Source organism: Caballeronia sp. KNU42, from assembly GCF_053760385.1.
Genome location: NZ_CM132388.1, coordinates 2851163 through 2870061 on the forward strand (window position 1 = coordinate 2851163; position 18899 = coordinate 2870061).

16 protein-coding genes are annotated in these 18899 nt (G+C 62.2%); 8 read left to right on the top strand and 8 right to left on the bottom strand.

Annotated features, from left to right (window positions below):
- The first annotated feature begins 32 nt into the window (after nt 1–32).
- From flgA to flhA, 5 genes are all read left to right on the top strand, one after another.
- Nucleotides 33–1544, top strand: coding sequence for a flagellar basal body P-ring formation chaperone FlgA (flgA, locus tag ACSOSP_RS12830; RefSeq protein ID WP_455307153.1), 1512 nt, complete (start codon nt 33–35; stop codon nt 1542–1544).
- Nucleotides 1545–1734: 190 nt separating this feature from the next.
- Entirely contained in the window at nt 1735–2064 is a 330-nt protein-coding gene (gene flgM, locus ACSOSP_RS12835) for a flagellar biosynthesis anti-sigma factor FlgM (protein ID WP_455307155.1), read from the top strand.
- A gap of 160 nt (nt 2065–2224) precedes the next feature.
- Nucleotides 2225–2668 (top strand): flagella synthesis protein FlgN, encoded by a 444-nt coding sequence (locus ACSOSP_RS12840; protein WP_455307157.1) that lies wholly within the window; start codon nt 2225–2227, stop codon nt 2666–2668.
- A gap of 258 nt (nt 2669–2926) precedes the next feature.
- Nucleotides 2927–4165 carry a flagellar biosynthesis protein FlhB gene (gene flhB, locus ACSOSP_RS12845; protein WP_455307159.1) on the top strand — a complete coding sequence of 413 codons (1239 nt, stop codon included), beginning with the start codon at nt 2927–2929 and terminating at the stop codon, nt 4163–4165.
- Nucleotides 4162–6264 (top strand): flagellar biosynthesis protein FlhA, encoded by a 2103-nt coding sequence (gene flhA, locus ACSOSP_RS12850; protein WP_455307161.1) that lies wholly within the window; start codon nt 4162–4164, stop codon nt 6262–6264. Before flhB ends, flhA begins: the two co-directional genes overlap by 4 nt.
- A 45-nt stretch (nt 6265–6309) precedes the next feature.
- On the opposite strand, the gene ACSOSP_RS12855 is transcribed toward flhA, so the two are convergent.
- The 7 genes from ACSOSP_RS12855 to ACSOSP_RS12885 all read right to left on the bottom strand — a co-directional run bounded on the left by ACSOSP_RS12855 (nt 6310) and on the right by ACSOSP_RS12885 (nt 13701).
- Nucleotides 6310–7551 (bottom strand): cytosine permease, encoded by a 1242-nt coding sequence (locus ACSOSP_RS12855; RefSeq protein ID WP_455307162.1) that lies wholly within the window; start codon nt 7549–7551, stop codon nt 6310–6312.
- Nucleotides 7552–7580: 29 nt separating this feature from the next.
- Nucleotides 7581–7973 (bottom strand): allophanate hydrolase-related protein, encoded by a 393-nt coding sequence (locus tag ACSOSP_RS12860; RefSeq protein ID WP_455307164.1) that lies wholly within the window; start codon nt 7971–7973, stop codon nt 7581–7583.
- Nucleotides 7974–8037: 64 nt separating this feature from the next.
- Nucleotides 8038–8997 carry a carbamate kinase gene (arcC, locus tag ACSOSP_RS12865; RefSeq protein ID WP_455307166.1) on the bottom strand — a complete coding sequence of 320 codons (960 nt, stop codon included), beginning with the start codon at nt 8995–8997 and terminating at the stop codon, nt 8038–8040.
- A gap of 19 nt (nt 8998–9016) precedes the next feature.
- A complete protein-coding gene (locus ACSOSP_RS12870) occupies nt 9017–10423 on the bottom strand; it encodes an oxamate carbamoyltransferase subunit AllG family protein (RefSeq protein WP_455307168.1) in 1407 nt (468 codons plus the stop codon).
- Between the two features lie 7 nt (nt 10424–10430).
- Nucleotides 10431–11987 carry an acyl-CoA synthetase FdrA gene (gene fdrA / locus ACSOSP_RS12875; RefSeq protein ID WP_455307170.1) on the bottom strand — a complete coding sequence of 519 codons (1557 nt, stop codon included), beginning with the start codon at nt 11985–11987 and terminating at the stop codon, nt 10431–10433.
- A gap of 138 nt (nt 11988–12125) precedes the next feature.
- The gene (locus ACSOSP_RS12880) at nt 12126–13016 is read right to left on the bottom strand and encodes a DUF2877 domain-containing protein (protein WP_455307172.1); all 891 of its coding nucleotides are present in this window, start codon (nt 13014–13016) and stop codon (nt 12126–12128) included.
- A gap of 16 nt (nt 13017–13032) precedes the next feature.
- Nucleotides 13033–13701, bottom strand: a complete 669-nt coding sequence (locus ACSOSP_RS12885; protein ID WP_455307174.1) for a cysteine hydrolase family protein — start codon at nt 13699–13701, stop codon at nt 13033–13035.
- Nucleotides 13702–14252: 551 nt separating this feature from the next.
- On the opposite strand from ACSOSP_RS12885, the gene flhF reads away from it, so the two are divergent.
- From flhF to ACSOSP_RS12900, 3 genes are read left to right on the top strand one after another with little or no spacing between them, the layout of a single operon-like run.
- A complete protein-coding gene (gene flhF / locus ACSOSP_RS12890; RefSeq protein WP_455307176.1) occupies nt 14253–15986 on the top strand; it encodes a flagellar biosynthesis protein FlhF in 1734 nt (577 codons plus the stop codon).
- Nucleotides 15979–16911, top strand: coding sequence for a nucleotide-binding protein (locus tag ACSOSP_RS12895; protein WP_455307177.1), 933 nt, complete (start codon nt 15979–15981; stop codon nt 16909–16911). The genes flhF and ACSOSP_RS12895 overlap by 8 nt, the downstream gene beginning before the upstream one ends.
- 30 nt (nt 16912–16941) lie before the next feature.
- Nucleotides 16942–17673, top strand: a complete 732-nt coding sequence (locus ACSOSP_RS12900) for an RNA polymerase sigma factor FliA (RefSeq protein WP_031364209.1) — start codon at nt 16942–16944, stop codon at nt 17671–17673.
- Nucleotides 17674–17694: 21 nt separating this feature from the next.
- Here ACSOSP_RS12900 and ACSOSP_RS12905 read toward each other — a convergent pair whose 3' ends face one another.
- Nucleotides 17695–18786 carry a diguanylate cyclase gene (locus ACSOSP_RS12905; RefSeq protein ID WP_455307179.1) on the bottom strand — a complete coding sequence of 364 codons (1092 nt, stop codon included), beginning with the start codon at nt 18784–18786 and terminating at the stop codon, nt 17695–17697.
- Between the last annotated feature and the right edge of the window lie 113 nt (nt 18787–18899).

Sequence of the window (18899 nt, forward strand, 5' to 3'; positions counted from 1 at the left end):
CGGATTCGCTGGATTTGTTTGGGAGAAACACAATGCACAGCTTCACTGCGCCTGCTCGCAAGCCGGCGGTTCATCGCCTGGCCGCGAACGGCCTGGTGAAGGCCCGCGCGCGTCTGGCTCGCCGTGCCGCGCCGAGCGGTCCGGTTGCGCTTTGCGCGCTTGCATTGGCTCTGATGGCGGCCGGCGTGACGGTGGCGCACGCCCAGCAAACCGGCGGTGGCAGCGGCACGATCATGATTGCCGGTCCGGGCGAAACCAATCCAGCGGCCGTCGAGGCGATGGCGAAAGACGCCGGCATGTCGGTGGACGGAAACGCGAACCAGCCGGCAAGCGCGGCTCAGCCGGTGCGCACCTCGCGTCCGGCGGGTTACGCCGCCGCAGCCCATGCAGCCGATGCCGCCATGCGTGCCGCCGCACTCGCACTCGATGCCCACGCCGACGCCGCCGACGCCTCCTCTTCCTCCGCCGATACCAGCGGCCTGATCGTGATCCCGGGGCCGGGTGAAGCTACGGCGGCCAAGACCGTGAAGCCCGCCGCTGCGGCGCCCAGACTGGCGATGTCGCCGAGCGGGACCAGTGCATCGACCGATGCCCCCGCTGCCGGCGGCATGATCGAGATCCCCGGCAATGGCGAGCCGAAAGCGCCTACTACTATTAGTAACGTTGGAAAGACGGCTGCAGATGCCCTTCCCCGCGTCGCTACATCTTCACCCGACGTGATGCCCGTGGTCGTGACGGCGGATGGCAGCGCATCAGTCCAAGGCACTCCGCGCGTCGCCTCGCGAGGCTTCCAGGCGAGGCCGATCGCAGCCGCGCCCGCCACGCCGGTCGCCGGCATGATGCCCGTTTCAATGCGCACTCCGGCGCCCATCCGCGCCCCGCTCCAACCCGTACCCGCCATGGCTGGCGCGCCGAACCAGCTGACGCAGGACGGCGACTCGGTGCGCGCCGCCGCGCTCGTCTTCCTGACGCAGCAGGCAGCAGGTTTGCCCGGCAAAGCTGACATCACCGTTACGCCCGTCTTCCCTCGCGGCCTCGCGCCCTGTTCGACGCTCGAGCCGTTCCTGCCCGCGGGTTCGCGGATCTGGGGCCGCACCACCGTCGGCGTGCGTTGCTCCGGTGAACGCCCATGGACGCTTTATCTGCAAGCACGCGTCTCGGTGATGGCCACGTATTACACCGCCGCCCGCGCCGTTGCGCCCGGCGAAGTGCTCTCCGCCGCCGACCTGATCCCGCGCGAAGGCGACCTCACGGCCATGCCGCAAGCTATCGTCACGGATCCGTCACAAGCGGTCGGCGCAGTCACGCTGTCGCGGCTGGCAGCAGGCCTGCCGCTGCGCACCGACATGCTGCGCGGCGCCGGCGCCGTCGTGATCGGCCAGAGCGTGCGTGTAGTAACCGCAGGCGCAGGTTTTTCGATATCGGCGGAAGGCAGCGTCATGAATAACGCTGCGCCCGGCCAGCAGGTCCGCGTCAAAACGGCCGGGGGACAGATCATTTCCGGCGTCGTGAAGGACGGTTCGACAGTGGAGATCCAGCTTTGAAGAAGGCTCCGGAATCGCCCTATGTGGGTTATCCCTCACTTGTTTCAATTTGTTGCAATTCCTTATCGGGCTTATCCGGCAAGGCTGAGCGGGAGATAGGACTGACTGGCGCGTGGTCCGGGCGGCGGGAAGGTTAAAGTTTTTACGTCCGTCCGCCGATAAAGGAATCACATCGTCAGGGAAGACCATCGTGAAAATCGATTCCAGCAATACCAGCCAGATCGCAGCTTTGCAGGAAGCTGCACAACAACGTGCGGCGCAAGCCGACGCGCAACCGGCCAGCACGACTGGCAGCACGACCAGCAGCACCGGCGGTTCGAATTCGACGGTGAGCTTGTCGGCGTTGTCGACGGATTTGCGCACGTCGGGCTCGTCCGACATCGATACGGCGAAAGTCGCGTCGATCAAGGCCGCGCTGAACGACGGCAGCTACAAGGTCGATTCGGGCAAGATCGCCGACGGCATGCTGAGCAGCGCACGTGAACTGATTCAAACGAATACCCCGCCGGCCGGCGGCTGAGCATAGCGGTCATGTTTTGCAGGCGACGCGAGAAAGCGCGCCCGCTGTACAGGGACACTGGGTTCAGATAGACGCATCGTTTCCGCGATGCAGCGCCGGGCGGCTTTTTTTGACCTTGGCACCGCTATGAAAGCGGGCCGGAGTTTTTAGCGAGTCGCCCATGAAAGACGCCCTGCTTGCCACCGTTATCGACGAAACCGCTGCCGTCCAGGCGTTCGAGTCGCTGCTGGTCCACGAAGAGAAAGCGCTGATTGCGGCCTCGCCGCTCGATACGCTGCCTTCGATCATCGAACGAAAAACTGCGTTGACCGAGCAGCTTGCCGCACTGGAACGCCAGCGCGACGAGCAACTTGGCGCGCTCGGGCTGCCGAAGGGGTTTGTCGGCATGGAGCAAGCCGTGACTGGCGACGAAGCGCTGGCCTCGCACTGGCAGACATTGCTCGCGGCGGCAGGACGTGCGCGGCGTGGCAACAACAGCATCGGCGTGCTCATCCGTTCGCGCATGGAATACAACCGCAATGCGCTTGCCGCGTTGACCATGGCTCCGCCCAAGTCGACGTTCTACGGTCCCGATGGCCGCGTGCCCGGGATCTACGGGGTTTGACCGTCCCGCCTGACTGACTGATACGACGCAATGACAACGCAATGCGCCGGTTTCCTTTTGGGACCGGCGCATTTTTCATGCAGCGTGGTCCTTTAAGTCCGGCCGGCCGTGCTCCTCGCCCCATTCCATCGCCCGAATTACCCCCGTTTCTCCGCCCTGATCAAGCGATGGCCGCTTGCTGCTTTTAGCAATAATCGCTTCACTGGATCAATGCGTCAGTGGCTTCGTTGAAGCCCGCGCAAGCTGGAGCACAGTGAAGTGGCAGAAGAGAGCGACGTCGAAAAGACCGAATCAGCGACTCCCAAGCGCCTGGAAAAGGCGCGGGAGGAAGGTCAGGTCGTGCGCTCGCGGGAACTCACGTCGTTCGCTTTGCTCGGTGCTGGATTCGCCGGCATCTGGGGCTTCTCCGGCTCCGTCAGCCAGCATATGCAGGCCATCCTGCGCGGCGCGTTCACGTTCAACCACAACACCGTCCTCGATACCAACCAGATGCTGATTGGCGCCTCCGCCGCCGGCAAGGAAGGCTTCATGGCCCTGTGGCCCGTGCTCGCGCTGACGGGCCTGGCCGCGGTCGGCTCACCCATGGCGCTGGGCGGCTGGCTGCTCAGCACGTCGGTCATGGCGCCGAAGTTCAGCCGCCTGAACCCCATCAGCGGGCTCGGCAAGATCTTCTCGGTGCAGGGGCCGATTGCGCTCGGCATGTCGATCCTGAAGACCCTGGTGGTCGGTGGGCTGGCCGGCTGGGCGATGTGGTCCCGCAAGGACGAAGTGCTCAGCCTCGTCACGAAACCGCTAAGCCTCGCACTCGCCGACACCATGCATCTGCTCGTCGTGTGCTGCGGCATGGCGATAGCGGGACTGTTCCTCGTTGCCGCCGTCGATGTGCCCTACCAGCTCTGGACGCACGCGAAGAAGCTTCGAATGAGCAAGGAGGAAGTGAAGCGCGAGCATCGTGAAAGCGATGGCGATCCCGCGGTCAAGGCGCGTATTCGTGCGCAACAACGCGCTGCAGCCCGCCGCCGGATGATGACGAAAGTGCCTACCGCCGACGTGATCGTCACCAATCCGACCCACTTCGCCGTCGCGCTCAAATACGCCGATGGCGAAATGCGCGCGCCGAGGGTCGTGGCGAAGGGCGTGAACCTCGTGGCCGCGCGTATCCGCGAAATGGCGATCGAACATAACGTGCCGCTGCTCGAAGCACCGCCGCTTGCCCGCGCGCTGTATCACAACGTCGAGATCGACCGCGAAATTCCGGGCGCGCTGTACGGCGCCGTCGCGCAGGTGCTCGCGTGGGTGTATCAGCTCCGCAAATACAAGAAAGAAGGCGGCAGCCGGCCGGATGAACCCGAAAACCTCGACGTTCCTCCCGAACTCGATAAAGGCAGCGTCCCCGAATCAGAAGCCGACCAGGAAGCCGCCGAAGCGCTGGCTGCCAACGATGCGAACTCCGCCGGCAATGATGGAAATGACCCGATGAAAGGAAGCAAAGCATGAACGCGCGCGCCGGATTTTTCTCGAAGCGCCCTGACGCATTGGGATCGCAGAACCTGCGGGCCTTAGCCGGGCCGGTGCTGATCTGCATGATCCTCGGCATGATGATCTTGCCGTTGCCGGCCTTTTTGCTCGACTTGCTGTTCACGTTCAACATCGCGCTTTCCGTGATGGTGCTGCTGGTCAGCATGTACACGCAAAAGCCGCTCGACTTCGCCGCGTTCCCGAGCGTGCTGCTGTTCTCCACGCTGCTGCGTTTGTCGCTGAACGTAGCGTCCACGCGGATCGTCCTGCTCGAAGGCCATACCGGCCCCGATGCCGCCGGCCAGGTGATCGAATCGTTCGGCCACTTCCTGGTGGGCGGGAATTTCGCGGTCGGTATTGTGGTGTTCGTGATCCTGATGATCATCAACTTCATGGTGATTACGAAGGGCGCGGGGCGGATTGCCGAAGTGGGCGCACGCTTTACCCTCGACGCCATGCCGGGCAAGCAGATGGCTATCGATGCCGACCTGAACGCCGGCCTCATCAACGAAGACCAGGCCCGCAAGCGCCGCTTGCAGGTCGCGCAGGAAGCCGAGTTCTACGGCTCCATGGACGGCGCCAGCAAGTTCGTACGCGGCGATGCAATCGCGGGCTTGATGATCATGATCATCAATATCGTGGGCGGCTTGATTGTCGGGATGCTCCAGCACGACATGGACTTCGCGCACGCGGCCACGAACTACACGCTGCTGACGATTGGCGATGGCCTCGTCGCACAAATTCCCTCGCTGATCATTTCGACGGCGGCCGGTGTGATCGTGTCGCGCGTGGCGACCGAAGAGGATATCGGCACGCAGTTGACGGGGCAGCTCTTCAACAACCCGCGTGTGTTGATGATTACCGGCGTGATCATCGGCATCATGGGGTTGATTCCCGGCATGCCGCATTTTGCATTCTTGCTGCTGGGCGGCGGCCTGGTGTACGCCGCGCGTTCGATGAACCAGCGCCTCGCAGCGAAGAAGAAAGCGTCCCTGGTCACGGATGTCGTGCCTGCCGCCGCTGCACCGCTCGAAAATACTGAAGCGAGCTGGGACGACGTCGCGATGATCGATCCGCTCGGGCTCGAGGTGGGGTATCGGTTGATCCCGCTGGTCGACCGGAACGCGGACGGCGAGTTGTTGAAACGGATCAAGGGTATTCGCAAGAAGTTCGCGCAGGAAATCGGCTTCCTGCCGCCGGTGATTCATATTCGCGACAACCTGGAATTGCGTCCGAATGGTTACCGGATTGCGCTGAAGGGTGTCGAAGTGGGCGTAGGGGAAGCATTCCCGGGCCAATGGCTTGCGATCAACCCGGGGCAGGTTTCCGCAACGTTGCCGGGGAATCCGACACAGGATCCGGCGTTTGGTTTGCCGGCGGTGTGGATCGATACAAACCTGCGTGAACAGGCGCAGGTCTACGGCTACACCGTGGTCGATGCCAGCACGGTCGTGGCGACCCACCTGAACCATCTGGTCGTGACGCACGCCGCTGAATTGCTGGGTCGAGTGGAAGTGCAGGCGTTGCTGGAACGCGTTGGCAAGGACACGCCTTCGCTGACCGACGACCTGGTGCCGAAGACCCTCGCGCTGACCACCTTGCAGAAGGTGCTGCAGAACTTGCTGGAAGAAGGCGTTCCTATCCGCGACATGCGCACGATCCTGGACGCGTTGCAGGAACATGCACCGAAGATATCCGATGCCTACGACCTGACCGCGGCGGTGCGTCTGGCGCTCGGCCGCGCGATCACGCAGCAGTGGTATCCGGGGAGCGGCGAGTTGCAGGTGATGGGACTGGATCCGAATCTGGAGCGCGTGTTGTCGCAGGCATTGCAGACAGGCGCGAATCCCGGACTGGAACCGGGCTTGGCGCAGACGCTGTTGAACTCAACGCAGAATGCGATCCTGCGTCAGCAGAACATGGGATTACCACCGGTGCTTCTGGTGCAGCATTCGCTGCGCGCCATGCTCGCTCGTTTCCTGCGAAGAAGCTTGCCGCAGTTGAAGGTGCTGTCGTATGCAGAAGTGCCGGATACGCGGAACGTCAAGGTGACGAATCTAATTGGGGCGCAAGGATAAAACCGCCCGCCACATCGCGTGGCGAGCGTATATCAATGCGCTGATTCAGGTCCCGGAAGCAACGCTGCGCACGCGTGCGAACCGGCTGAAAATCGCGTAACAAACGCAAGCGACAATAATCGAATCGAGCGAAGGGATGCTCGTGAAGGAAAACACACCCTTCACGGTCATGAACCCGGCCAGCGATCCGATGATCCACGCAACGAACGTCAGCAACTTCACCTGCGGATCGGTCGCGAGAAGCCGCTCGTCATACCCGCCTCGCCGATACAGCAGAAAGTCTGCGATATAAATCCCGGCCACGGGCGGCGTTGCGATGCCCAGAAAAAGCAGGAACGGGATAAACCACGCCATGATGTCCATGCTGCCGACAATCATCGCCAGCACACCCAGCGCCACCGTAATCTGCCACTTGGGAAATCGCGTGAACAAGGTGGACACGACCAGCGTGCCCTGAAACATATTCCCGGCATTCCCCGTCACGGTCGCAAAGATCAGCAGCAAAGCGGCCGGCAATACGGCGCCGAACACGGCCATGGCGCCGAGCAAGGAAGCTTTCCCCGATATCCCGCTCGGCGTTGCCCCCGCCCAATACAACAACGGATAAGCGATCAGGAACGTCAGCACCGCGCCAATCAATGCATGCTTGCGATCGTGAACGAAGCTGCCGAAATCAGGCAGCGTAGCCACCAGCACAATGATCGTCCCGACGACGGTGGAAACGGCCACGCCGGTATTCATATCGGTGAAATCGGCTGGCACCGGCACCATGCCGTGAGCCGCGACATACACGCAGTAACAGAGCATCAACGCGATAACGGGTATGGCGAACTGAGCGACCTTCCCAAGCAGTTCGAAACCAAAAGCCGTCGCGGCCACAAAAATCACGCAGCCCACAGCAACCAGCAGGGGTACGGGAATCTCGACGCCCTGTTGCGCGAGCAGATCGTGGACCGAATGCCCGAACATATTGGCAGTCACCGCAATCCACCCGAACAAACTGATCGCGAGCAGGACGTTGATGGCGATCGCCCCCTTTTCGCCGAACGGATATTTAACGATGCCGTACGTCGGCAGCCGCGCCTTCTCGCCGACACAAATAGTGATGCCCGACAGGATGGTCAGGATAATGCCGCCGATGACCACCACCTTGATCAGCGCCAGGCTCGATAACTGGCTTCCAAGACTGGAGGACGAGAGCAAAACCGGCGTAATGGCAATGCCCAATAAAATCATGGCGATGCGATACCCGGGCGCCGTATTCGGGCCTTCGTCAGTGTTGCGCATACAAGTGTTCCTTGGAGGTTTTCAGGCGATCAGGCGGTGTGTGTATGACCGGTATAGGCACGCCAGCTTCCGTGCGCGGTGATGTCTTTCTGGTTTTCAACCAGCCAGGGTTCGGCCAGCACGCCCAACACCTGACTGCCGTCGCGAAGCGTCACCTTGCCGATCGCCAGCCCTGCCGGTTCGCTCAACAACAAAGCGGCGAACGAGGCAAGCGGCAGTTCCCAGATCTCGAGCGCGACCGACGTTCCGCCCGTCGCCACGCGGATCATTCCCGGATGCCGGTCGCCAATACTCCAGAGCCGGTAATGCGGATCGGTGTGATCTTCACGCAGGAACACGCCGCCCGCCGCGGTCATGTTGCCGTTCAGTTCGAGCCCACGCATGAGCGTGCCGTTGACGGCCAGCAACGTAGTGTTCTTCATTTTTTCGCCTTCATTCTTCAATAAAAATTGGTATTGCTAAATAAAATGCACACAACTTGGGCGACTATTGCGTGATCCACGTTCCGGTCTTGCGATCGAGCGCACGTTTGATCGCTTCCGGGCTGGTAATCAAGCCTTTGCCGTGCCCGCCTTTCGATCGGCTGTGGGTAACGAATTGCATGATGGCTTCCACTTTGGGCAACATGCTTCCGGCGCCGAACTGATCTTGCGAGATCAGTTCCTGGGCTTCGGCCAGGCTTAGCGTGTCGAGCCAGCGCTGATCCGGCTTGCCGAAATTGATCGCCACCTGTTCGACGCCTGTAGGAATCAGCAGCAGATCGGCGCCCAGTTGTTCTGCGAGCAATGCCGACGCCAGATCCTTGTCGATGACCGCTTCCACGCCGGAAATCTGGTGGTGCTCATCGACTAAAACCGGAATACCGCCGCCGCCGCACGCGATCACCACGCAGCCTTGCGCAAGCAACGTCGCGATCACTTCGCGCTCCATGATCTCCAGCGGCTTGGGCGACGCCACCGTCCGGCGCCAGCCCCGTCCCGCATCTTCCATCAGCGTCCAGCCGAGCGACTTTTGCCGCTGCCGCGCGGTGGCTTCATCGAGGAAGGCGCCTATCGGTTTGCCGGGATTGAGGAACGCCGGATCGTCGCGGCTAACACGCGTCTGGGTCACGACAGTGACCACGGGCCGATGAATCCCGCGGCGGCGCAGCGCGTTGCTCAACGCCTTTTGAAACATGTAGCCAATCGCGCCCTGCGTGTCTCCCACGGCGTAGTCCAGCGGCACTGGACGTACTTCTTCAGCGGCAAGTTCTGAGCGGCGCAGGATAAAACCGACCTGCGGTCCGTTGCCATGCGTGAGCACCAGATCCCATCCGGCCTCGATCATGTCGGCAATGTGCCGGGCACTTTCGACGACCGCGTCGTATTGATCAGGAATGCTATCGTGTTGATCGTCGCGGATCAGCGCGTTGCCGCCGACCGCGACAATTGCCAGAGGTTTGGTCATGTTGCGTGTCCCGTGTGGTTTAAACGTATTCGGCGAGTGCGCGAATCGCTTCGATGAAACCCGGCATCGGCGCCGTGGTAATGCCCGCGCCGATCTGCCCGACGCCCGCCTGCTTGTGCGCAATCCCGGTATTGATGATCGGCAGGATGCCGCGATCAACCACCTTGCGCGCATCGATACCCGCAGCGGTCGGCGCGAAATTCAGTGCGGGGAGCGTGAACGCAGGATTGCCGCCCAGCGTGATCGCCTGCATGCGACGGCTGTTGCTGGTGGCGTCGGCCGGCGTGCCGCCCACGAACTTGACGATCGCCGGCGATGACGCCATCGCGAAGCCGCCCACGCCGGCCGTCTCGGTGATGGCGCTGTCGCCGAGGTCCGCTGCGGCGTCTTCCACTCCGTAGCCCGGGAAGAACAAACCTTCGACCGGATTCGCGGGCGCCTGGAACCACCGGTCGCCCGTGCCGGACATGCGGATGCCAAAGTTCACGCCGTTGCGCGCCATGACCGTGATCATCGAACTGAAGGGCACGTTGTGGGCTGCGTCCATCATGGACTTGCACGCGGCCATCGAAAGATTGAGGAAGAAGTGATCGTTGCTGACGATGAACTCGGTCACGCGCTGAATCCGCTCGATCGGCAATCCGGTCGATAGCAACGCGGGAATCAGGCGCTTGATCAGGAGGCCGGTGGCGGCCGCGTTGCGGTTATGGACTTCGTCGCCCATGTGCAGCGCCTGCGCCATCAGCGGCTTCAACTCCAGTTCGCCCAGCACCTTCAACGCGGCCTTCAATGCCGGCGCAAGCTCCTGGGTCATCCAGTGCAGGCGTTCCAGCACTTCGTGGTTGTTGGCGCCGAAACGCAGCACCTTGCCGAGCCCTTCGTTGAAGTTGCTGAAGGCCCGCCGGCCGTTCGTCTTGTTCTCGATCACCCACAGCGGCATGGACGGGCTGATGATGCCCGCCATCGGGCCGACCGCCTGATAGTGGTGACATGGCTCGAAGTCGATCGCACCATCCGCCGCCAACCGCTCGGCCGCTTCGTGAGTCGTCGCCCATCCTTCAAACAGGATCGCGCCGACAATCGCGCCCTTCACCGGTCCGCACATATCGGCCCACTCGATTGGTGGCCCCGAGTGCAGGATCAGCTTGCGATGCGCCATTGCGCCTATCGCGTGCGAGGCGCTCATGACATCGACGAGGACGGGCTGGGCCGCCAGATACTGCTGGAACGCCTGCTCGTTAGCCTGGTCGACCAGCGGATGGCGAATCAGCGACGCCAAAGCGAGTCCCGCGTCTACATCGCCGAGAGCGGGAGGCTGCCAGCGGAGATCGGTAACGTCGCCGCCGGCCAGAGCCAGGTTATCGGCGAAACTGCTCAAGCCTGCGTTCACCACGTTCAGTGGCTGTTGAAATAGCGTGTTCATCATGGTCCCGTTATTTTTGCGCCTGAAGATGGGCAACGTGGCTCGCCCAGAGCGCCGCCTGCGCGTTGCAGCCGGCGACGAGTACGCCGGCTTCGCGCAAGGTATCGACCTGACGGCTTCTGACTTGTGGATCGGCTTGCGTGCCGCAGACGTGGGAGATCAGCACCGGCAGGTCCTGACCCGCCGCTTGCAGCCGCGCGTGTTCGATCAGTTCCAGCAACTCGCGGGCGGGTTCTGTCGATGCGCCGTAACCCAGCACGAGGTCGAACAACACGACGGCGGTTTGCGCGTCGTTCAATTCCGCGAGGATCCGCTGGTTGCGCAGCGTGGGATCGATCATGGGATGCGGACGGCCGCGCGTGAAATCGTCATCGCCCATGTCGACGAGTGTGTGCCCCGTGCTGTGCCAGATATCGTCGAGCTTGCTGTTGGACGCAACCGGCGTATTCGACGACGCGGCGAAGCCGCGTTCCCGGCACAACAACTGACTCTCGTAGCAAAACGTGCCACCGGCGAACACGCCGCGAATGAAGCGCCGCATGGGCCGCAATGTACGGCTGTAATCGTGGAGACGGCCTGCGTCCGGCGTGCTGATCTCCGCTACGGTTGCCGGCAGTGCGGCGCCTGAGAGCAACGCGACGGCGAAGCCGGCGGCATCGGCCAGGGTGTACGCCGGGATGATGCCCGGCACGTTCATGTCCTCCGGCCGCGCGCCCAGGAAGTTGACGACGACCGGCTTGCCCGCCGCGCGCGCCCGCGCCAGGATCTTTTCCGCGACGACTGGCGCCGGCGGTTTGGAGATCAGCACGATCACCTGGGTGTCGGGATCGGCGGCGAGCGCATCGAGACCGTACAACATGGAGATCCCGCCAATCGATTCGTGCAGGTCGTGCCCGCCCGTGCCGAGCGCCTGCGAAATCCCGGCGCCCAACTGGTCGATGCGGCACGTCACTTCCTGCAGTCCGGTCCCCGATGCCGCCACGACGCCGATCGCCCCGCGCTTGACGACATTGGCGAAGCCCAGCGGCATCCCGTTGATGATGGCCGTCCCGCAATCGGGGCCCATCACCAGCAGGTTTTTCTCAGCCGCGAGCGTCTTGATTGCGCGCTCGTGGGCGAGACTGACGTTATCGGAGAAAAGCATGACCGAGAGCCCCAACCGCAGCGCCTTGATTGCTTCGGCGGCGGCGTAATCGCCGGGGACCGAGATCAAGGCGAGATTCGATGCCGCCTGCTGTTCCACTGCCATTTCGAGGCTGGCGAGCGGCGGCGGACGCACGCCGTCGCCGCTCGACTCCTCCGGCTTGCTGTTCAACCGCTCTTCCGCAATAACGAGCGCGCCATCGCACGCCGCGATCTCGCCGCGTACCGCGATCACGAGATCGTTCGGCCCGGCGGTGCAGCCGTCATCCAGCGCCGCATCGCGCAATTGCGCCAGATTGGTGCTGGTTCCCATCACCACCGACGCCTGCTCGATGCCAGCCAGCTTCGAGATGTGCGCGGATATCTGCATCAGGGAAACGGAGTCCTGATACATGTTCTTGAAGACTTTGGTTCTTATGCTCATTTCAGCTTCCGGTAATCGTTACACTTGCCTGGTCCAGATTTCGGCCGAGTGCTCGCCTGGCGAACCCGGCGTTGCACGCGCCGGGTGCCATCAATCTGATTAACTCGATAATCGTTTTCGGCTAATCCATATTAAAGATCAGTTCATTTCTTTCAGCTGCACTTTTCCAAGCGCTCTTATTCCGTGCAGGAAACCTCCAAGACAATCTGCGCCAGAGGACGAGCCGAATTTCATGACGTTGATTGCCGAAAGTTTTATTTCCGCCGGCGTGCTTCCGTGAATCAGGACAGACGTCAAATGGTCAATCGACTGTGAATAATGTCCCTGCAACGCGAGCGCGAGATAATGCCGGCTGATACTGGTGGTCCGGTGAAGCTGACTCTTGATTGCCGGACGCAATAGTTTCAAATGGTTGGATATGACGCCGAGATGCTGCCATGGCCATAACGACGCCAGATAGCCCAGCAGGTAGTCATCGCCATCCGGCGTCAGGCCTGCGCCGTATCCAATCAGTTCCGAGACGCTGCTTTCCAACTCCGCCTTTGCGTCGCCGGGGTTCAGGCGCGGTATGCGCCCACCCGGCGGCCAGCCCGGCAGCAATTGCAGGTTGCTGCGGACCTCGCGCTCCATGCAGTACTCCAGCAACTGGCTCGCCAGTAACGGATAAGCCGTCAGCAGCGCGTTCGGCGAATGGCCGCCCTGCACCCGCTCCGTTCCGGGCCGCCAGCATGGCGCCCGGTCCAGGTTGGCGCGCCAGAGTGTCCCGCGCAACTCGTTGTTCTCGAGCGTGATGGGCTCCCGGGAATGCGCCTGATGGCGCCAATCCCAGCCAGGCGGCGTGGCAAGCCTGATCGCCGTGGGCAGGTTCTGGTAGCGTGGACTCAGCAAGGTCAGCAATTCGCCACTCGCCGACGACATGTTCATGGCGTGCTGAAAGCAGCTATGAACCCAGAACCGCTGCGTCTCGCGTGGCCCGTGCTCCGCCATATAACCCACCGAGCACACCGGGAACGTGAGGAGGCGCGCCATGGCTGTCCGGCTGTTGTCAGCCACGCAGGCCGTCGACAATGGCCGCGGCGTCGCCCACCCAGCCGAAGATTGCGCCCTGCGCCTTGATCATCTCCAGCGCCGACTTCTGGAATTCCGGGAAGTACGATCCGACGCAATCCGCCGGAATAATGCACTCGTAGCCGCGGTCATTGGCTTCGCGAACCGTGGTGGTCACGCAGACTTCAGTAGTCACGCCGCACACGATAAGCGTCTTGATGCCGTGGTTTTGCAGGATCAGCTGCAGGTCGGTTTGATAGAACGCACCCTTGCCGGGTTTATCGATGATGGGTTCGCCCACCGCCGGATACAGCTCGGGAATGATGTCGTGCCCTGCCTCGCCGCGGACCAGGATGCGGCCCATGGGGCCGTCGGTGCCAATGAACGTCTTGCCGCCGCGCGTCAGTTTCGCGGGCGGGCAATCGGCCAAGTCGGCGCGGTGACCCTCACGCGTATGGATGACCAGCAGCTTCGCGTCGCGCGCCGCCTTCAGCACCTTCCCGCACGGGACAATCGCGCTGCGCACCAGGGAGACGTCATTTCCCAATGCCTCGCCAAAGCCTCCCGGTTCAACAAAATCACGCTGCATGTCGATCATGACCAATGCTGTCGTGCGTGAATCAAACGGGAGCGGGAACGGTTGTGCGTGAAATAGTTTTTGAGCCATTTTTATATTCCTTGATTAATGTCAGGACGTGAAATGCCTGCTCTGCTATTGCAATTTATTTGAATTGTCCTTCGATTTATTATAGGTAGGTTCGGCTTGATGGACGATAGATATTTCATCGACTTAACCATTGTTCATCGATTTCCATGGTTGATTAAAGTCGTTTCAAAAACTTAATATAATTATTATCACGAACCAGCCGGCACTGTGTTGCGCGAGAATAAAGCGGCACGCGAAATAATCATCACGGCCCTGCGGCGGAATAACACAACGGGTAATGAAACGATTCTTGAAGTTTTTGATCCAGTCGCGGCCCACATCACCGCAATTGTCTGATGTTTGATCCGGCATGCACCTCTGCGATGCAGCCCGTGCGCCGCCCCCGCCATCGATCTCCCGAATTACCCCGCTTTCCCGGCTCTTATCAGCCGATGGCCCGCCAGCCACCCTTGCAATAATTCATTCACTGGAAAACGGTACGTCGCTCAAAACCAGGGGCTACCGGTCAACCGCAACAGATCAATGTGAGCGCGAGCTCATCGGGGGATAAATTGAACATCCGCAAATTCATCGGTGCCACGAGTCGTGAAGCGTTTCGGCTCGTCCGTGAAGCACTGGGCCCCGATGCGGTCGTGCTGTCGAATCGGGTAACCGAAGACGGCAGCGTCGAGATCGTCGCGGTCGCTGACGGCGATCTCGCGAAGATCTCCCCGAAAGCCGCCGCCCAGCATCGCGAGATGAAACTGCGGGAGTCGGCCGGGAATCAGTCACATTCGCAGTCACATTCGCAACCGCAATTGCAGTCCCACGCGCCGTCTCACCTGAATTCGAATTCAGGTTCGAACGCGTACGCAAGCGGCGATGTCTTTTCATCGGTATTCGGCGCCAATCCCGAACCGCTGGATGATATGGAGCCCGAAGCGCAAGTGGACGACACGTCGCGCACGATGGCCGAATCGAATCCCTGGCTGATCGAGCATGCGCGCCGGGTAGCTCAGTCAGCGGCTGAAAGTGCGCAGCAACGCACGCTGAGCGCGTCAGCCGCAATTGCGAAGGGCTTGGGCAGTCCCGTGACCGTCACGCCGCAGGACTCCGCGCAAGCCCACGGATGGACCCGCGAAGCAGCGCAAGCCGCCGCTCGCCGGGCGGAACAAAAAACCGCGCAACTGCACGCAGCAACCCAGCACCAAATCCAAACCCCGGCGGCCCAAACCGCCAGCTCGATGCAGGAAGGCGCGTTCGCGGGCCTGCCGGCGTCGGCCGCTGCAGCCGTGACCGAAGCCATCCGCACGCGCATGGAGCAAGTCGTGAACGACACCGTCATGAATGAACTTTCGTCGATGCGCGGCATGATGGAAGAGCACTTCGCCGGCTTGCTGTGGGGCGATCGCCAGCGCCGCAGCCCGAATCACGCCGCGCTGACCAAGCGCCTGTTCGCGGCCGGTTTCTCAGCGCAGCTGGTCCGTCTGCTGATCGACAACATGCCGGAGATCGAACAAGCCGAAGAGTCGATGCAATGGGTCCAGCAAGTGCTCGAGAACAACCTGCCCGTCATGGACAGCGAAGAATCGATGATGAACCGCGGCGGCGTTTTCGCGCTGATGGGCCCGACGGGCGTGGGCAAGACGACCACCACCGCCAAGCTCGCCGCGCGCTGCGTGATGCGCTTCGGCGCCAGCAAGGTCGCGCTGCTCACCACCGACAGCTACCGGATCGGCGCGCACGAACAACTGCGTATTTTCGGCAAGATCCTCGGGGTATCGGTGCATGCGGTGAAAGACGCAAGCGACCTGCAACTCGCGCTTTCGGAACTGCGTAACAAGCACATCGTGCTGATCGACACCATTGGCATGAGCCAGCGCGACCGTACTGTCTCCGATCACATCGCCATGTTGTGCGGCGCCGGCCATCCGGTGCAGCGCCTGCTGCTGCTGAACGCAACCAGCCACGGCGATACGTTGAACGAAGTCGTGCAGGCCTATCAGAGCAATCCGGACCAGGCGCCGCTCGCGGGCTGCATCCTGACCAAGCTCGACGAAGCCACGAACCTGGGTGGCGTACTCGACACCGTGATCCGCTACAAGCTGCCCGTGCATTACGTATCGACGGGTCAGAAGGTGCCGGAAAACCTGTACGTCGCGACCAAGCGTTTCCTGATTAAAAGCGCCTTCTGCATCCCGCGCGACGGCTCGCCGTTCGTGCCGCAAGACGATGATGTGCCGCCGCTCCTGTCCGCGCTCTCAGCGCGCGCTTCCACCGAACTGCATGAGGTTCACTTTGGATAAGTTCGTGTCCGATCAGGCTGAAGGCTTGCGCCGTCTGCTGACACGCAACGGCTCCCGGGTCGTGGCGGTGTGCGGCGCCCCGGCAGGTGGATTGGGGGGAACCGGCAATACCTCGACGGTCGTCAACCTCGCCTGCGCGCTCGCCGCGCAAGGTAAGGATGTGCTGGTAATCGATGAGCGCCATAACGCGTTGTCGGTGAGCCGGCTGGCGAAGGTGCCCGACAACGGCGCGCTGGGCGCCGTGTTGTCCGGCAAGCGTTTCTTGCAGGACGCCGTCACGCGCACGCCGTTCGGCTTTTCGGTGATCGCCGCGCCTCGCGACGAACGCATCAGCCAGGACGCCGCGCATTGCCGGGTGCTGCTCGACGGACCCGCCGATGTGGTCCTGATCGATACCCAGCTTGACCGTAGCGGCGCGTTGTCGAATCTGGCCGTGCAAGCGCACGACTTCGTGATCGTGACGCGCGTAGCGCCTGCCGCGATCACCGAGGCGTACGCCTGCATCAAGCGTCTGCATTACGCACACGCTATCGGGCGGTTCCGGGTCGTCGTGAATCACGTGAAGAACGGCGCCGATGCGCAAATCGCTTTCGATAACCTCGCGGGCGTCGCCGGCCGCTATCTCGCGGTGCAGCTCATGCCGGCGGGCTGCGTGGCTGAAGATCCGCGCGTGGCGCGGGCGCACGAGCTGTCGCGTTGCGCGGTGGAAGCATTCCCGGCGACGGCAGCGGCCCGGGATTACCGGCAGATTGCCGCTGAATTGCAGTACTGGCCGATGCCGCAAGCGTCGCAGTTTGAATGGCCCGTGCAGTCCTTGCGAGCGGAAACGCAGCAAGAGGTAGAGCGTTCGATCAACTCCGGCGCGGTACGTCGCGCCGAAACGCCATTGATGCAGCGCGCGATGAGCAGTCCCGCGTCCGTGTGATGCCGCAAGAGAAGGAACAAGGTGAATGCGATGTATAACGCCCAGGGAAAACTGTCACAGTCGGAAGTCCTGACCCGCTACGCGCCGCTGGTGCGCCGGCTCGGACTGCAGCTCGTGGCGAAAATGCCGGCCAGCGTCGATCTGGACGACCTGATCCAGGCCGGCATGATCGGCTTGCTCGATGCGGCCGGCCGCTATAAGGAAGATCAGGGCGCTCAGTTCGAGACCTACGCCAGCCAGCGGATTCGCGGCGCGATGCTCGACGAGTTGCGCGCCAACGACTGGCTGCCGCGCAGCATGCGCAAGACCTCGCGCGAAGTGGAGTCCGCTGTGCACAAGGTCGAGCAGCATCTCGGCCGGTCCGCGAGCGAACAGGAAGTGGCCGAGCACCTGAACATGCCGCTGATTGAATACCAGGCCATGCTGCAGGATCTGCATGGCAGCCAGTTGATCTATTACGAAGACTTCGACCGGTCTTCCGATGACGAGCCGTTTCTCGACCGTTATTGCGTCGATAAAGCCGACCCGCTGTCCGCGTTGCTCGACGGCAGCTTGCGCTCGGCGCTGGTTGACGCCATCGATAAATTGCCGGAACGCGAAAAGCTGCTGATGAGCTTGTATTACGAGAAGGGCTTGAACCTGCGCGAAATTGGCGCGGTGATGGAAGTCAGCGAATCGCGTGTGTGCCAGTTGCATAGCCAGGCTGTTGCACGGCTGCGGGCGAAGTTGCGGGAACAGGCTTGGTCGGGCGTGGAAGCTTGAGCCCCGGCAGATAAACGTAGTTCAGGTTTCGAAATCCGCGCTGTCGGCGAATACTGTCTGGCCCTTGCCTCGCGCCTTGGCGCGATACATTGCACGATCCGCTGCGCGCATCAGCGCGGCAATATCCGTGTAACCGGGGCTCAGGTCCGGCGAGATCAGGCACGCGCCAATACTCGCCGATACATTCATCACCCGGTCCTGCACCGACTTCATTTCCGCCAGCACCGCGTGTACGCCGTTCGCCACCGTCTGCACGGCGTGGTTGCCGGTCACGTGCCGCGCCAGTACGACGAATTCGTCGCCGCCGAGGCGCGCGACTGTGTCGGTGGTTCTTACTCTTCTTGCCAGCAGCGCCGCGAAAGTTTGCAGCACGACGTCGCCGACTTCGTGGCCGTAGGTATCGTTGACTTCCTTGAAGCCGTCGAGATCGATCAGCAGCAGCGCGGTCGCGCCTTCCTGTCCCGTCGATATCGCCATCACCGCCCGGCCGATGGTCTGTTCCAGCATGTAGCGGTTGCTCAAGCCCGTGAGGGGATCGGTACCGGCCTTCAACGCGAGGTCGCGGTTCGCGCTGCCCAGGCGGCCGATCAGCACCGCGAGATAGATCGATGCCCCAAGGACGCTTAGGCCAATCCCGAGCGCCGCGAGCTGATTGATCATCCACCAGGGCTGCAGGACGGACAACGCGACGATACCCAGTAGCGCCGTTCCACACGACAACGCCAGCGTGCGCTTGCCGTAACGCCCGGCCGCGCCGATCAGAAAAAGGAAAACGGCCCACAGCATGGGCAAGGTGAGCGCGCCTCCGGCGCCGAGAACCACGGTGAGCAGGACCTGATCGGCGACCGTTGTGCAAGCGAGGCGCAGATCCGACTGCCGCTGCATTTTGCTGATGATTAGCCGGGTCGCGACGCCATAGATCAGGCAGAGCGCGAGCGCATGGAAACTGGCGATGGCGGCGGGCGTCGGATCGAACCACGCCAGCACACCGTAGACTGCCGCTGCGAGGCCGCCCAGTATGACTCGCAGCGTCGCCTGCTCTTTTTCCGGATCGTGATGCGGCGACCACACGTAACCGCGCTGCCGGTGCAAGGGGTCCTTCGCCTGCCCCATTCTGAATCTCCCTGATGTGATGTCGAAGGTGATGCCGAAGTGCTGATCGATGCCGCGTTTTCTGCAGTTTTTCTGCCGTTTTTCTACAGTGCCTGCGTGTTGCAGAATTGCAA

Bases quoted from the DNA above. Each gene is read 5' to 3' on its own strand.
- flgA (WP_455307153.1), top strand. From the start codon at position 33: ATGCACAGCTTCACTGCGCCTGCTCGCAAGCCGGCGGTTCATCGCCTG.
- ACSOSP_RS12840 (WP_455307157.1), top strand. From the start codon at position 2,225: ATGAAAGACGCCCTGCTTGCCACCGTTATCGACGAAACCGCTGCCGTC.
- flhA (WP_455307161.1), top strand. From the start codon at position 4,162: ATGAACGCGCGCGCCGGATTTTTCTCGAAGCGCCCTGACGCATTGGGA.
- ACSOSP_RS12855 (WP_455307162.1), bottom strand. From the start codon at position 7,551: ATGCGCAACACTGACGAAGGCCCGAATACGGCGCCCGGGTATCGCATC.
- ACSOSP_RS12860 (WP_455307164.1), bottom strand. From the start codon at position 7,973: ATGAAGAACACTACGTTGCTGGCCGTCAACGGCACGCTCATGCGTGGG.
- arcC (WP_455307166.1), bottom strand. From the start codon at position 8,997: ATGACCAAACCTCTGGCAATTGTCGCGGTCGGCGGCAACGCGCTGATC.
- ACSOSP_RS12870 (WP_455307168.1), bottom strand. From the start codon at position 10,423: ATGATGAACACGCTATTTCAACAGCCACTGAACGTGGTGAACGCAGGC.
- fdrA (WP_455307170.1), bottom strand. From the start codon at position 11,987: ATGAGCATAAGAACCAAAGTCTTCAAGAACATGTATCAGGACTCCGTT.
- ACSOSP_RS12880 (WP_455307172.1), bottom strand. From the start codon at position 13,016: ATGGCGCGCCTCCTCACGTTCCCGGTGTGCTCGGTGGGTTATATGGCG.
- ACSOSP_RS12885 (WP_455307174.1), bottom strand. From the start codon at position 13,701: ATGGCTCAAAAACTATTTCACGCACAACCGTTCCCGCTCCCGTTTGAT.
- ACSOSP_RS12900 (WP_031364209.1), top strand. From the start codon at position 16,942: ATGTATAACGCCCAGGGAAAACTGTCACAGTCGGAAGTCCTGACCCGC.
- ACSOSP_RS12905 (WP_455307179.1), bottom strand. From the start codon at position 18,786: ATGGGGCAGGCGAAGGACCCCTTGCACCGGCAGCGCGGTTACGTGTGG.